Source organism: Exiguobacterium aurantiacum (genome assembly GCF_001766415.1).
GTDB lineage: Bacteria > Bacillota > Bacilli > Exiguobacteriales > Exiguobacteriaceae > Exiguobacterium > Exiguobacterium aurantiacum_A.
This window is the reverse complement of sequence record NZ_MKXO01000002.1, coordinates 108,081-121,938: the sequence shown is the minus strand read 5'-3', so window position 1 is coordinate 121,938 and position 13,858 is coordinate 108,081. Positions and strand designations below refer to the sequence as shown.

16 protein-coding genes are annotated in these 13,858 nt (G+C 52.5%); 5 read left to right on the top strand and 11 right to left on the bottom strand.

Going from position 1 to position 13,858, the window contains the following annotated elements:
* The first annotated feature begins 172 nt into the window (after positions 1-172).
* Both BJU60_RS06490 and BJU60_RS06485 read left to right on the top strand, forming a co-directional pair.
* Positions 173-619, top strand: coding sequence for a MarR family winged helix-turn-helix transcriptional regulator (locus BJU60_RS06490; RefSeq protein ID WP_070328087.1), 447 nt, complete (start codon positions 173-175; stop codon positions 617-619).
* A complete protein-coding gene (locus BJU60_RS06485) occupies positions 616-1,251 on the top strand; it encodes a nitroreductase family protein (RefSeq protein ID WP_070328086.1) in 636 nt (211 codons plus the stop codon). Before BJU60_RS06490 ends, BJU60_RS06485 begins: the two co-directional genes overlap by 4 nt.
* 38 nt (positions 1,252-1,289) lie before the next feature.
* Here the strand turns inward: BJU60_RS06485 and BJU60_RS06480 are convergent, their stop codons facing one another.
* From BJU60_RS06480 to BJU60_RS15430, 4 genes are read right to left on the bottom strand one after another with little or no spacing between them, the layout of a single operon-like run.
* On the bottom strand, positions 1,290-1,952 hold the full coding sequence (locus tag BJU60_RS06480) for an NAD(P)H-dependent oxidoreductase (protein WP_070328085.1): 663 nt from the start codon (positions 1,950-1,952) through the stop codon (positions 1,290-1,292).
* A gap of 16 nt (positions 1,953-1,968) precedes the next feature.
* Complete coding sequence (locus BJU60_RS06475; protein WP_070328084.1) at positions 1,969-2,580, bottom strand: class I SAM-dependent methyltransferase; 612 nt, start codon at positions 2,578-2,580, stop codon at positions 1,969-1,971.
* Positions 2,573-3,274, bottom strand: a complete 702-nt coding sequence (locus tag BJU60_RS06470) for an ABC transporter permease (RefSeq protein ID WP_070328083.1) — start codon at positions 3,272-3,274, stop codon at positions 2,573-2,575. Before BJU60_RS06470 ends, BJU60_RS06475 begins: the two co-directional genes overlap by 8 nt.
* Entirely contained in the window at positions 3,271-3,393 is a 123-nt protein-coding gene (locus tag BJU60_RS15430) for a hypothetical protein (RefSeq protein ID WP_285801022.1), read from the bottom strand. Before BJU60_RS15430 ends, BJU60_RS06470 begins: the two co-directional genes overlap by 4 nt.
* Positions 3,394-3,529: 136 nt before the next feature.
* Between BJU60_RS15430 and BJU60_RS06465 the strand changes: the two genes are divergently transcribed.
* Positions 3,530-4,402 (top strand): ROK family protein, encoded by an 873-nt coding sequence (locus BJU60_RS06465; protein ID WP_070328082.1) that lies wholly within the window; start codon positions 3,530-3,532, stop codon positions 4,400-4,402.
* Positions 4,403-4,444: 42 nt separating this feature from the next.
* Here the strand turns inward: BJU60_RS06465 and BJU60_RS06460 are convergent, their stop codons facing one another.
* The 5 genes from BJU60_RS06460 to BJU60_RS06440 all read right to left on the bottom strand — a co-directional run bounded on the left by BJU60_RS06460 (position 4,445) and on the right by BJU60_RS06440 (position 9,453).
* Positions 4,445-4,939, bottom strand: coding sequence for a hypothetical protein (locus BJU60_RS06460; RefSeq protein ID WP_070328081.1), 495 nt, complete (start codon positions 4,937-4,939; stop codon positions 4,445-4,447).
* A complete protein-coding gene (locus tag BJU60_RS06455) occupies positions 4,936-6,453 on the bottom strand; it encodes a diguanylate cyclase (RefSeq protein ID WP_070328080.1) in 1,518 nt (505 codons plus the stop codon). Before BJU60_RS06455 ends, BJU60_RS06460 begins: the two co-directional genes overlap by 4 nt.
* A gap of 353 nt (positions 6,454-6,806) precedes the next feature.
* On the bottom strand, positions 6,807-7,547 hold the full coding sequence (locus tag BJU60_RS06450; RefSeq protein ID WP_083274037.1) for an AAA family ATPase: 741 nt from the start codon (positions 7,545-7,547) through the stop codon (positions 6,807-6,809).
* Positions 7,538-8,806, bottom strand: coding sequence for a HAMP domain-containing sensor histidine kinase (locus BJU60_RS06445; RefSeq protein WP_070328078.1), 1,269 nt, complete (start codon positions 8,804-8,806; stop codon positions 7,538-7,540). Before BJU60_RS06445 ends, BJU60_RS06450 begins: the two co-directional genes overlap by 10 nt.
* The gene (locus BJU60_RS06440) at positions 8,806-9,453 is read right to left on the bottom strand and encodes a response regulator transcription factor (RefSeq protein WP_070328077.1); all 648 of its coding nucleotides are present in this window, start codon (positions 9,451-9,453) and stop codon (positions 8,806-8,808) included. Before BJU60_RS06440 ends, BJU60_RS06445 begins: the two co-directional genes overlap by 1 nt.
* A 143-nt stretch (positions 9,454-9,596) precedes the next feature.
* On the opposite strand from BJU60_RS06440, the gene BJU60_RS06435 reads away from it, so the two are divergent.
* Entirely contained in the window at positions 9,597-10,160 is a 564-nt protein-coding gene (locus BJU60_RS06435; protein ID WP_070328076.1) for a hypothetical protein, read from the top strand.
* A gap of 31 nt (positions 10,161-10,191) precedes the next feature.
* Here the strand turns inward: BJU60_RS06435 and BJU60_RS06430 are convergent, their stop codons facing one another.
* Positions 10,192-10,899 (bottom strand): hypothetical protein, encoded by a 708-nt coding sequence (locus tag BJU60_RS06430; RefSeq protein WP_070328075.1) that lies wholly within the window; start codon positions 10,897-10,899, stop codon positions 10,192-10,194.
* A gap of 94 nt (positions 10,900-10,993) precedes the next feature.
* Positions 10,994-12,904: an endonuclease MutS2 gene (locus BJU60_RS06425; protein WP_070328074.1), complete on the bottom strand. Its 1,911-nt coding sequence runs from the start codon at positions 12,902-12,904 to the stop codon at positions 10,994-10,996.
* A 457-nt stretch (positions 12,905-13,361) separates the two neighbouring features.
* Between BJU60_RS06425 and BJU60_RS06420 the strand changes: the two genes are divergently transcribed.
* On the top strand, positions 13,362-13,850 hold the full coding sequence (locus tag BJU60_RS06420; protein WP_070328073.1) for a PTS sugar transporter subunit IIA: 489 nt from the start codon (positions 13,362-13,364) through the stop codon (positions 13,848-13,850).
* Positions 13,851-13,858 lie beyond the last annotated feature (8 nt).

The following is a 13,858-nucleotide window of genomic DNA, read 5'->3' as shown; positions in this document are numbered from 1 at the left end:
ATCCTCCCGTATTTGTTGTTATATATCAGTTGACTTTAATATAGACTATTATATAACAGTTTGGCAACAGGTTTTTTAAAACTTTTTATTTGCCGGCAATCGAAAAACACGTTAGGATGAATTACATGACCCATCAATGATTGAGTCATCAATTAGTTAAGGAGGGTTATGGATGCGCGAATCTTGTTCGCCTAGCGACCAAATTCTCTACAACGTCATCACTGTACAAAAAGAACTCAGCCAGCTGTTCGATACCGAAATGGATGGACTGAGCCTGACCCGATACGATATTTTGAGCAACTTGAATCACGTCGGTCCACTTCGCCAACGCGAGCTGCAACAGCGCGTCGATGTCGATCACGCGGCCATCACCCGTCACTTGAAACAACTCGAGACGCAAGGGCTGATCGCTCGTGAACGATGTCTTCAAGACAATCGCGTCATCTACGTCGACTTGACCGAGCTCGGTCGCGACAAAATTGCACATTGGACCGAGCAAAAGAAGTGCTTATCGGACCGACTTTTTGTAAACATGAAGGTAGAGGAGCAACAACATTTGCTCGACCTGTTAAATACGTTACAACACAACATTCAACACGAAAGGAAGACCCTAATATGAACACGACAACACAGAAAGACTTTATGGAGATTGTAAAAGGACGCCGTTCGATTCGCGTCTATGACGAGAGCGTCAAAATCTCGAAAGACGAAATGACACAAATCCTCGAGGAAGCGACGACAGCACCGTCTTCGCTCAACCTTCAGCCATGGCGCTTCGTCGTCATCGACAGCGCCGCCGGAAAAAAGACACTCCTCCCGCTCGCGAGCTTCAATAAGCGTCAAGTCGAGACGTCATCGGCTGTCATCGCCATCTTCGCCGACTACCAAATGGCCGACTACACGGAAGAGATCTTCAATTCGGCTGTCGAGCGCGGCCTGATGCCTCCTGAAGTCCGCGACCGCCAAGTCGACATGATCAAAGGCATCTTCAAAGACGCACCGAACGAAATGATCAAAGACAGCATCTTGCTCGACTCAGGCCTCGTCGCGATGCAGCTCATGCTCGTCGCCCGTGCCCACGGCTACGACACGAACCCGATCGGCGGCTACGATAAGAAGAATATCGCCGAAGCGTTCGGTCTCGAGAAAGAACGCTACCTCCCGGTCATGCTCCTCTCGATCGGCAAAGCCGCGGAAGAAGGTTACCCGTCGGTCCGTTTCCCAATCGACCGCATCACAGACTGGAAATAAGCAAAAGCTCAATCGCGTCGAGGCGATTGAGCTTTTTTTCATCCGATGTATTTGACGACCTCGTTGAAGTCGCGGCGCGTCTTCGGCGCGAAATCGCGAGCCCGGTAACCGAACGCGACCATGGCCGAGAGCGACCAGGCCCCGCGTTCCATGACACCTTCTGAAATCAACAGTTCGTCAATCTGTTGTTGGTTGAACCCTTCGATCGGACATGAGTCGATCCCGATTTGGGCTGCTGCCGTCATCATGTTGCCGAGCGGGATGTACGTCTGGCGCTTGATCCACTCTTGGAACACTCGCTCGTCGTCTAACAGACGATAATCTTGTTCTTGGAACTCCTGCACTCGTTTGATTCGGAGCGCATATTCATCCTCGGTCCGTCCTTGGACGCCCGTGATGATATGGCGCAGATAGTCCGAATCATAGCGCATTTCCTGCGGAGTCCGGGCCAAGATCAAGACGAAATGGCTCGCCGTCAACGCTTGTCCTTGAGCGCCCCACGTGTTGTCTTTGATTTTTTGAAGTAAATCTTCGCGGCGGACGACGACGAACTGCCACGGCTCGAAGCCGAATGAGCTCGGTGACAACCGTCCCGTCTCCAGGATAAATTCAAAGTCGCTTTCATCAATCTTGCGGTCCGCGTCGAACTCTTTCGTCGCTTGACGCCAACGGTACGCTTCTAAAATATCTTTTTTCTTCACTCAAATCCACTCCCCATTACCAAGATGACTCCATCATATCAAATCGATAAATGAGAAACCGTTCATGAAGATTCTTCAGCGGCAATCGGACGTCTTGGACGTAACGGAACGGTGTCTCATCATTCAAAAAGTGTAAATAATCGTCGGACGGATAGTAGAGGATGATATCGACCGGACGCGGCGAGAGCTCGACCGAGTCGAGGATGTTGGCAACGACTTGGCGGAACACTTGAACCGAGAACGGGTTGAAGAAATAAAATCGGTTCGCCTCAGGTGGGATCATAAACCGTTCGGCATACGCGCACTCGAACTGGACGCTCCCACGCGACCGATGCTTCTTCGTATAGTTGACCCAGTTTTGAAGCGCCTCCTCGTGATAGCCCCCATCCATCTCGACCCCGATGGCGCGGACACGGAACGTGTAGGCGAGATAAAACGGCAACCTCCCTTTCCCGGATCCAAAGTCGACGACCGTGTCCGTCGGCTCGAGCGGATAGGCGTCGCGTAACAAGTCGAGCGCAGCATATGGGGTCGGCTCATAGCGATGGTATTCGACCGAGGTCGGGAAGCCTTGCTGAGGCTTCACCGTCTCGATTTGTAGCAGTCGTTCATATTGTTGTTCAGTCATGAAAGTGTCCCTTCTTGATTTTTTGGAAGAATGAATCATGCAACGCCTCGGCCAAGTCGATTTCGCGATCAAGGTACGGCTGACGCGACATCCAACCTTCCCCGGCATAAAGTGCCAGTGCGACGAAACCACTGCCGAAGACGACTGCCGCGAGCGGACGGCCGTCAAGGAACGCATATAAGCAAATCATGGCGATGATCGTGACGCTAACCCGCAACATCCAATGGCTTCGCCTAATCTGTAACTGATACTGAGTCCACATATGGAGCCAAGCGATTAGGAGAACCGACAAGAAGAATGACAAAATTGAAGCATGTGTCCATCCCCAATCGACGAGCACCGGCCTAAACAACGAAACGACCACACCATATTTAATGATCAGCTTAACGATATGATAGGACAGCGAATAGCGCTTCAACACCTTGATGAGCGCATCGCCGGTGCTTCGCGTGACATCTGCTCGTTCGACCCAAATGAAAAACGTATCGCTGACGACAAGGAGCAGGAAGAGCACCGCCCAAACGAACGCCGAAACGTCGCCGATCCAATCAAGACCACCTTGCCAGAACAAGATATACTGATAACCGAGAAAGAAAAAGAGCGGAAACACGACGTACAATCTGAGCCGCCACGTTTTCCAATGCTTGGCCGCATGGTCGATGACGCGTCGCTTCAATAAATACCGAGCTGTCATCGCACGGCCACATGTTCAACCATTTCAAACAACGTCTTGCTTACCGATTTAATCGAGTCGCGCAGCTGTCGTTTCGCCGCTTCCGTCTCAAAACCGGCGTTCCCGATATGAACATCCATGTGAACCTCCTCGCGACCGATTTGCATCATTTGGCATGGTGCGCTAATGTGGATAAGCATGTGTTCTTGTCTATCTATCATACCATGCCCCAAACATAGCCTTGACAACAAAATCCCCCGTAAAGGAGTAAGTACTATGCAACATTATCTAGCCATCGATATCGGTGGAACGAGTATCAAATACGGAGTCGTCCAAACTGATGGGACACTTCTGTCGAACGACCACGTCCCGACCCCTAAGACGTGGAAAGCATTTCTCGAACAGATCGATGCAATCGTGAACAACACGCAAGCCGCGGGACCGATCCAAGGAATCGCCTTTAGCGCTCCAGGCGCCGTCGATTCGTCGACCGGGGTGATTCACGGCGTTACCGCCCTCCCCTACATTCACGAACAGCCTTTCCTCGAGCCGTTTCAAGACCAGTACAACTTACCCGTCACCGTCCTAAACGACGCGAACGCGGCAGCGCTCGCCGAAGGATGGACCGGGGCCGCCGCTTCTTTGAAACGTTATGCGACAGTCGTCATCGGCACGGGTGTCGGTGGTGCTTTTATCGACTCGAACGAAGTCATGGTCGGTTCACACTTCCATGGCGGCGAGTACGGCTATTGGATTCTTGACCCGAATGCCCCCCACCCGGACGGCACGTGGAGTAAAGTCGGTGCGACGGCCGTTCTCGTGAAGCGGTGCAGTGATCGCCTCGGACTGCCCCTCACCGGCAAAGACGTGTTCGACCTTCAATCGGACTTACGTATCCATGAGGAACTCGAAAACTTCTATCGTTGGAATGCGATCGGACTCTACAATCTCCAGTTCGGGCTCGACCCGGAACGGATTTTGATCGGTGGCGGCATCAGCCGGCGGCCTGAAGTCCGTGACGGCATCAAGCGTCACCTCGATGCGCTCACGGATTCGTTCGGTACGTTCCGGATCGACGTCGAGACGTGCGCCCACTTCAATGAGGCCAACTTGATCGGTGCTGTCCGTTTCCACCTTTTAACGAACTAAAAACAGGGTTTCCATCACCGCTTGGTGAAGGAACCCTGTTTTCTATTGTCTGATGCGGTCCTCATGCAAGTGGTGATACACCTCGTCCCGGATCGCTTGGAGCGTCCGATCATGAACAATCACGTGGGCGCGAATGATGCGGTTCGTCCGCTCATCGATTTTCCGCGTCTCTAGATAGCGATCTAAGATCGGTAAACTGAAGTCATCGATTGGCAAATACGTAATCGGGATCACTTCCTGTCCCGATTTAACGGAGACTTGTATCCCGTTCACGTCAGGAAAGAAGTGCGACTCGTAATACGGCTCGATGATGAGCTCGTCTTTCATCGCGTCCCTTACTTCGGGGATTGTCGTCGGCAAGGCAATAAAGTACACCATCTGATCAAACGAGAACGAGACGTCTTGTAACGAAACGTGCAATGCCGCCGCCTCACGCTTGGCGATGTGACGTAAGATGAATAGATAGCAGTACCGGCTCGACAGCAGTATGGTCCCAACAAAGGCGACCACCATCATCATGACGCTAAACTCGCTCATAGCGTCACCCCTTCCCAGCGACAGACTTGATTTTTCCCGCGTGACTTGGCCGCATAAAGCGCCTGGTCCGCACATTCAATCAACTGTTCGACCGTCTGATCACGAAGCGTATGCTTCGAGGCGACGCCAAAACTGAGCGTCAACTGCCCACCCGGTTGTTGATTCCCGTGCGTGAATGTTGTACCGAGCACGGCTGAACGAATCGTTTCGGCCACGTGCGTCGCTCCGATCTCATCGAATCGCGGGAGCAAGACGACAAACTCTTCGCCGCCGAAACGATACGCCATCTGTTCATCGGGTACACTTCGGCGAATGACGCTCGCGAGTCGCGTCAACAGTTCGTTCCCCGCCAAATGACCGTTCGTATCGTTATAATGTTTGAAGTGGTCGATGTCCATGACGATGAGCGACAGTTCGTCTTCATCACATTCGCGGAACAATACATCCAAATCTTGCTCGAACGAGCGATGGTTCTTCAAACGAGTCAGTCCGTCACGGAGCGCGAGCGTCTCAATCCGTTGATAAAGCGTCGTCTGATGCAACGCAAGCGATGCCTGTTCCGCGATGGGCCGAACCCCATCGATTTTTTGAGGGGTGATCGGCTTCTTGTTGACGACGTTATCGATGACGAGCAATCCGTACGGGATACCTTGATGATGTAACGGGAAAATTGTGCACTCGTCCATCTGTAACTCTGTATGTAATAGTCGTAGGACCGCATCATCGGTGATGCTCGCATAGACGTGTTGCGGTCGGCCCGAGTCGAGTGTCTGTTTAAACACATGATTGGAATTAAATGGGAACGTCATTTTGCGAATCCGTTCGTTCAATGGCTCATCGTGTGTCGAGTCCGTCTCTTTCTCGTCAATTAAATCTTGAAGGTCATAATGTTGCCGTGTGATTTCTTCCCAAATTTGGTACCCTTCCTCGGGATTCATCGGTCCCGTCCCCATGACGCCGTAAATGCTGTCTTTTTCCGGGTCGGCAAAAAAGATGATCGAGCGGTTGAAGCCGAGCCCATGACCTGCCGTCACCGACGTCAAAATCGTCTGTAGGAGACGGTCCGGGTCGAGCGTATCTTGCATCGTGAAGCTGACTTCACGAAACACGTTCAATTGACGAGAGCTTGTCGTCAACATCCGTAACCGATCCGATCGTTCCCGTTTCAATTGTTTAATATAACCGAACAAGAGCGCGGCACCGAGTCCGAAAAAGATATAACTGAGCAACAACGGAAACGATAAGTCTCCTGATTGGCTATAGACGAGCAACCAACCGACAAGAATCGCGGTCACCATGCCCGTCCATTGAAAACAGATGAGGCCGGTCGCGATGAGCAGCAACACCGACCAATGTAAATCATAAAAGTCGAACAGAATCCCATGCCAAATCACGACAAGGCTACTCGCCCCAACGAGTAGCCAACGGTTCAAAGATGGGGTCGTCATCAAGCGCAGTACGTTGATGACGAGTGTGATCAGGACGATGCCAACAATCAATAAACCGTATACCATCGCTACCCCTCATTTCGTCAATAATCATCTCTACACGTCTATTATAGAGCGATTATTCAAACGTGGGACAGTTTTCGCCCAATTACTGACCAAACTTTTAAGTTTCTTGAAAGATTTTCCAACAGACTTCAACGTTTGTTTTACATCATTATTTCGTGTACTTTAGCACAGTAACGTGAAATGATGGAAGCAATTAACCGAATCAAGTGAGGTGGAAACCTAATGGATTTTTGGATAGACACGCTCTCATCGATCGGGACGTACATGCTGATCGCTGCCGGTGTCAGCGTCGCGATCATTTTGTTGCGGAAAATCACGAAGTCATAACAAAAGGCGGCCACGGCCGCCTTTTGTTATTCAAATAAAATCCGTTGCATCCGCTCCGGTGACGCTAAAAAGTCGCGCATGACCCGGACGTGTTCGAGTTCATCGAACGTCGTCGGCGCGAGCCCTGCCTCGACTTCCAAAATCGCCGCGTCCGGATACGACATGAGAATCGGTGAATGGCTCGCGATGATGAATTGGCTTCCGGCCTGCACGAGCTCATGCATCCGGGCGAGCATCGTCAATTGACGCATCGGCGACAACGCAGCCTCCGGCTCGTCTAAAATATAGAGGCCCGCGCCCCGGAAACGGTGGAGCATGAGCGACAAGAACGCTTCCCCGTGCGACTGCTCATGGAGTGAGCGACCGCCATACGATTCGTAAAATCGTTCAGGGTCTGGACTCGATCGCGCTATTTCGTCCACGTAACTCGATAGCTGATACGCCGTCTCGGCCCGGAGGAAAAAACCGTCCTTCGGGCGATACGCACTACGAATCGGGCGTAACGCCTCGAACAGCGGGCTATGCGTCGACTCGGTCTCAAAGCGGAACGTCGTCGCCCCGCCTTCCGGATTGAATCCGGCGGCAATCGCCATCCCTTCGATCAACGTCGACTTGCCGCTGCCGTTTTCCCCGACTAAAAACGTGACCGGCTTCGTCAACGTCAATTCGTCAAACGCTTCAAAAATCGGGAGCGAAAACGGATACCCTGGCGTTTCGATCCGATCTCGTTCTAAGCGGACACCTCGTAAAAATAAGTTCAATCCCATTCGATCCAAAAAATCGCCCCCTCGTTTGATTCGACCCCGTAATTGAGTTGCTGCGCTTCAAGCAACAACTTGTTGATGGCGAGTCCAAGACCGTGTCCGTTCGACCGGTCACCTTTGACGTACATATCCCATACGCTCGCACGCATCCTATCATCGAGCCCCGGACCTTGATCCTCGATCTCGAGTCGGTTTCCGACAATTCTGATTGTGATGACGCCACCGTCGGGACTCACCTGGTAGGCGTTATGAAGAAAGTTGGACAACACCCGTTCCATCGCCGTTTGGTCGGCTTGTAGCGTGACTGCTTCGAGTTCGAGTTGGACGGTGACTTGTTTATGCCGGAACCAGTCTTCCATTCGTGCTACCGTCTCACGAATGAGTCCGTCCAATCGGATCGGCTCGATTTGAAGCGGCAGACTTCGTGACGATAACTTCGAGTACTCGAGCATCTGCGTGACGAGACGATCGATTCGGTCAACTTCTTCGGTCATGCTCCGTCCCGTCGACGAGACGTCTTCTGGCTTGACGACGCCGAGCTCGAGCATCTCTGCCTCGTTGCGAACGATAGCGAGCGGTGTCCGCACATCATGTGTGACACCAGAGATGAACGTCTTTTGCAGCGTCTCTTTTTCTTGAAGCGCACGATTCATCTGATCGACCGCTTCCGTCAAATCACCGATTTCATCGTCTGTGACCGGCGGCAAGTTGATTGTGTGTGTTCCTGCCATGATCGCCGTTGCCGCTTGTTTCAATTGGACGAGCGGTGACGTCAAGCGCCGCCCCATCCAATACGTCACGCCTATCGCCGCGACGAGGGCGAGCAGGAAGCCACTCCCGAGAATCATATAGATTTGACGGAACTGGGGATTCGCTAGCGGCGCATTCGTATACGTCACGATTTGAATGTCTCCTTCTTCTCGTAAAAACGTCAAGAGACGCGTACCGTTTACGCTGACTTGATCGCGTGCCGCTAATGCGTCCGGGTTCAGCGTCGGTGTCATCTGTCGCCGCATCCGTCCGCCTCGGTCAAGATCGATCGGTTCGCCGTCTTGAAACACGAGGACGTTGAGCTGTCCCGGTATGCCTCGCCCTTCAGCTAACGCGTCATAGACGATGTCCGCTTCACGCTCGAGCTGGGCGTAGCTTTCCGTCTCGGCAAAGCGGCCGATCAAGAGCGACGTGAGCCCGAACGTGAGCACGGCCATGACCACGAGCGGGAGAATGGCGGTCCACAACAACTTTTTCATCAACCGGTTCATCACACGTCCTCCAATCGATAACCGACCCGATGCACCGTCTTCAACTGCCGTTTGATCGTCTTGGACTTGTCGCGGAGCTGTTTAACGTGCGTGTCGACCGTCCTCGTGTCACCGACGAACGTATAGTCCCACACGTCGTCGAGCAATCGGTTCCGGTCAAGCGCTTCCCCGATATGCTTCATGAAATAGAGCAGCAGTTCGTACTCCTTATTGGCCAATCGAATCGGTTTCCCGTCTTCCGTCACCGTCCGTGATTTTTCATCAACTTTCAGATCACCGAACACGATGCCATCCGTCTGCTTGACGAGACGCTTCAATCGAATCTCGAGCTCTTTCAAGACGATCGGTTTAACCAAATAGTCGTCAGCACCGAGCTCAAGACCGAACACCCGGTCATCGGCTTCCCCGCGTGCCGTCGTCAACACGATGGCCGGCCGCGGCTGAAGTGTCTGTAATCTCGGAATGAGCGTCCATCCTTCCCCGTCCGGCAGGCGAACGTCGAGCAGGACCGCATCGAACGGCTGATCAAGCAGTCGTTTCGCCTCGGCGAGTGTCCTCGCCACGCTGACAGTAAAGCCCGCGTACGTCAAAAAACGGGCCATCCCGTCCGCTAGCTTCTGTTCATCTTCCACTACGAGCACGTTCATCTGTATCGCCTCCACTCCCATTATATCGCATCAAGAAAGCATCCCATCGTTTCCCAAATACAATTTGCAAAAACCTTGCAACTCCCTCACAACTTGCCGGCGGGCAAGATTTACACTTGAGGTAGTAAAAGGAGGAGATACACATGAAATCATCAAAATTAGCACTCGCTTTGGCCGGCCTGCTTGCCGTCTCGGGCACAGGCGTCTACGCAGCCACGAACGAGACGACGACAACTGAAACGACAGAATCGACGGAAGCTTCGACGCAATGCGAACGCGGTGAACGCGGCATGTTCGGAGACCGGGCAGCCGGACAAGCGGCGTTGCTTGAGGCGCTCGGTTTGACCGAAGCCGAGGTCGAAGCGGCACGTGAAGAAGGACAGTCGCTTCCTGAGCTCGCGGAAGAGAAAGGCATCACGGTCGACGCATTCATTGACGCGATCATCGCCTCACACGAAGTGAAACTTGATGCAGCGATCGAGAACGGTGATTTGACGCAAGCGGAAGCCGACGCGATTTTAGCTGAACATGAGGAGCGATTCGCCGACGTGACAAGCTATGACGATCTAGACATGCAAGGACCGGGAGGCAGAGGTCGACACGGTCACGGATCGCATCACGGTGGCCAATTCGGTGGTCCAAACCAAGACGACAATACACCTTCAACAGATGACAATGTAGAAAATCAGAGTACAAATTCACTGTAAGCAAAAAGGCAACCAAATCTCGGTTGCCTTTTCATATGGCCAATAAAAGTAACGCGTATCCGATGAGCCCGACGGCAAAGGCACGAAAACTGCTGTCACGCTCTTCGGGTAACTCTTCTTTCATGACGTTCAAGATGATGCCACCGGCCAAAAAGGCGACAATCATCGACAGCGTGACTTCATGAAGCGCTGAAAACGCCCCGACACTCCAGCCGACGAGCACCGCGAGTGAAAGCAACAACCTTCCCCGCTCGTCATATAACTGTTGATGGTGGTGTCTCAACCCTTGATCGACCGTGATGAAATGAATCCCTAACGCGAGAAAGTAGAGCGTCATCGCCCATATCGTGTCGAACTCACTCTCTGCGAGTACATACCCGATGCTAAAGTTGTAAAAGATGAACAGCGCCATATGAATCCAAAACACGCTTCCTTTATCTCGTTTTTTCATTTGGGACGCCAATCGCTCTAATCCGTAAAAAACGGCCAAACCGAACATACTAACGATGAGGATATGGTTCTCGATCGAGGCGAACAGGCCGCTCCCGAGATGTCCTTCGAGTTCGCGTTGGTATTCATTCAGTTCAGGCAAAAGATGCAAGAACACGTAAGCGACAGCGACGCCACCGGCGAGCGACAAGAAGCGGCTCCGTGGCGTCTCACGCACGTGAATCAGTTGACCTGAAAAGTAGTGAATCAAGGCAAATCCGATGGCAAACAACAAGCTTAACCAAAACATCTAGTCCACCTCCGACACATTACCCGACAGCCGGACGTTTCGTCATGACTCTCGGTCCTTGGTCCTTACCCGAGCGCTTAAGGTCATACACTTTTTAGTCTCCACGTTCGGCGCGTTGCCGTGCCCGAATCTCTTTTTCAACACGACGCAATGCTTTCTTCGAGCCACGCTCAAAATCATGCGCCTCTTTGCGCTCTCGATAATCCACGAACAACGTTTCCATGTCATAACCCGCCGGATAGAGATCAACCGCCTGCGCTTCAAGCCGGACGCGTCGCAACGGATGGTCGCTGAACGTCCCTTCTGCATAAACCGTGACCTGTCGCCCAGAATCGTCCGTCGCATAGACGAGCCCGACTTGATTCGTCTCGAGTAACCGAACGCGATCTCCTTTTTCAAATTGCTGAATCAGGTCCGGTTTCGCGTTCACCACTTCTTGTGTCAGCTTCGAAGTGTCGACGAGTGTCTGGTCATATACTTTTTCTTTCATATAACGTGACGCCTGTTTCAAAATCGCTTCGGGCAGCTTCATTTTCCGGGCAATGAACAACGCGTTGCTGTCACCGGACTGACCGATCAACAACCGATACTTCGGCTCGAGCGTGTCCGGGTCGAACTGCATCGCCGCGTTCATGAAGTCCGGATGCGCCTCGGAATACGCTTTGATTTCCCCATAATGGGTCGAGGCGACGACGAGACAGCCGCGCTTGTACGCCTCTTCTAAAATCGCGATGGCGAGCGCCGCGCCTTCGTTCGGTTCGGTCCCACTCCCAATTTCGTCAAATAAGAGCAGCGATCGCTTGCCGGCCCGCTGCATGATCGTCGCCACGTTGTTCATGTGGGCCGAGAACGTGCTGAGGGCAGAACCCATGTCTTGATTGTCACCGATATCGACGAACACGTCGTCAAACGTCGAGATGTCCGTATCGGGATGAGCCGGGATGTGCAGACCGCTCATGGTCATTAAAGTAAGCAAGCCGATCGTCTTCAAGACGACCGTTTTCCCGCCGGCGTTCGGTCCGGTGATGATGAGTCCGCGGTACGTCTCGCCGAGCGAGAAGTCGAGCGGGACCGCCCCATCAAGCAACGGGTGCCGGACTTGTCGCAAACGAATTTTCCCGGTCCCGTTCACGCGTGGCGAAATTCCTTCGATCGTCTGGCTATACTTACCTTTGGCGAATACCATGTCGTACTGGGCGATGACGTCGAGCGTCGTCTCAATCGCCGTTAACGCTTCGGCCACCATACCGGTCAGCGTCGCGAGCACTTGATAGATTTCAACCGCTTCCTCGGTCCGTTTGACGGCGAGTTCCGCGTTCAGCTTGCTGATCGCTTCCGGCTCGATGAACACGGTCGTCCCCCGGTTCGACGTATCGATGATCGTCCCGGCGACTTTATGTTTGTACGACGCCTTGATTGGGATCGTGAATCGATCCTGCTTCTTCGTCACAAACGCGTCTTGAATCGCTTCACGGTTAGCCGCGCTCTTCAAAAATTTAGTCAACCGCTCCTCGATCCGTCCTTCGAGAATATCGATTTGCTTCCGAGTCCGTTTCAGTTCTTTTGACGCCTCATCGACGACGCGTCCGGCCCGGATCGACCGAACGATTTCTTCTTCGATCGAGCGCCTTTCACTCATCTCGTCCGCGTACAGAGATAACAACGGTGCAAAGAACGTCTGCTCGGCCATGAATCTTTTCAGTTTGCGGGCTCCACGGAAAAATTCAGCGACGGCTTCAAGTTCACACGCCTCGAGCTGGATGCCACGACTGATTTTCCCGATGAGCGGTTCCATATCGGACACCCCGATGAACGGGACGTGCGACGAGGCGTCTAGAATGGCTCGTGCCTCCGACGTCTCCTGCAGTCGTTTCTTCACCGTCTGTAGATGGCTCGTCGGTTGTTGATTTCTGAGCAACTTGCGACCGAACCCGCTGATGCAGTAGCGTTCGACTCGTTGGATGAGTTCAGTATATTGTAGTTTTTCTAACGTTTGTTCGTTCATGGTGATCTCTCCTTGAAATAGGGTGGAGATACCGCGCAAACAAAAAGCGTCGGTCGATGACGACCAACGCAAAAAGACAGACCGGTGTCTGGCAGTTTATGATGGGCGGTATCCGTAACAGAACATGAAGGCATGACAAAAACACGCGTCATCCTACGTTTTTCAGTTCGTTAGGCAGATACGACCTCACTCATCAACATGCAACACCTTTCACTTAAGATTCGTCTTCACTATACAACAAATTTCAGAATAAGTACATTTTTAGAGAGCGCTTACAAATTAGGTCTTGTCTTCTTTTAGATAGCGTGCTATGTTGAGACAGAAGAAACGAATATTGATCACATGTGACTGATTCGATCAGGCATGGGGTAAGACGAAAGGCTCACGCCACCCGTCTATACTCCATGCCTGTTTTGTTTTTTCACAATCATTTTCGCAGGGAAAGGATGAAGTGAACATGTTATTGAATAAGTGGATGAAGAGACATACACTGACACTTTATGCACCCATGGAAGGAGACATCATTCCACTTGAGCAAGTGGCCGACCCCGTCTTCAGCGAGAAGATGATGGGCGACGGAATCGCCATTAAGCCGACAAACGGGACAGTCGTCGCACCGGCTAATGGAACGATCGTCCAAATCGCACCGACGAAGCACGCCATCGGCATCCGGACGGAAGACGGAGCTGAGATTTTGATTCACGTCGGGTTAGACACGGTCGAACTTTCAGGAGACCCGTTCACAGTCCACGTCACTGTCGGTGACCATGTTGACGTCGGACATCCTTTGTTGACAGCGGACTTGGAGCAGATTCATCAAGCCGGGAAGGACACGGTCACTCCGATGATCGTCACGAACGGAAGCGACTTACCTCACCCCTACTCGTTCCACGCGGGCGGGCCCTCGCTTTCCGGAAAGACTGTCGTCGCTCAAGCGGAACAATGACTCCTCGA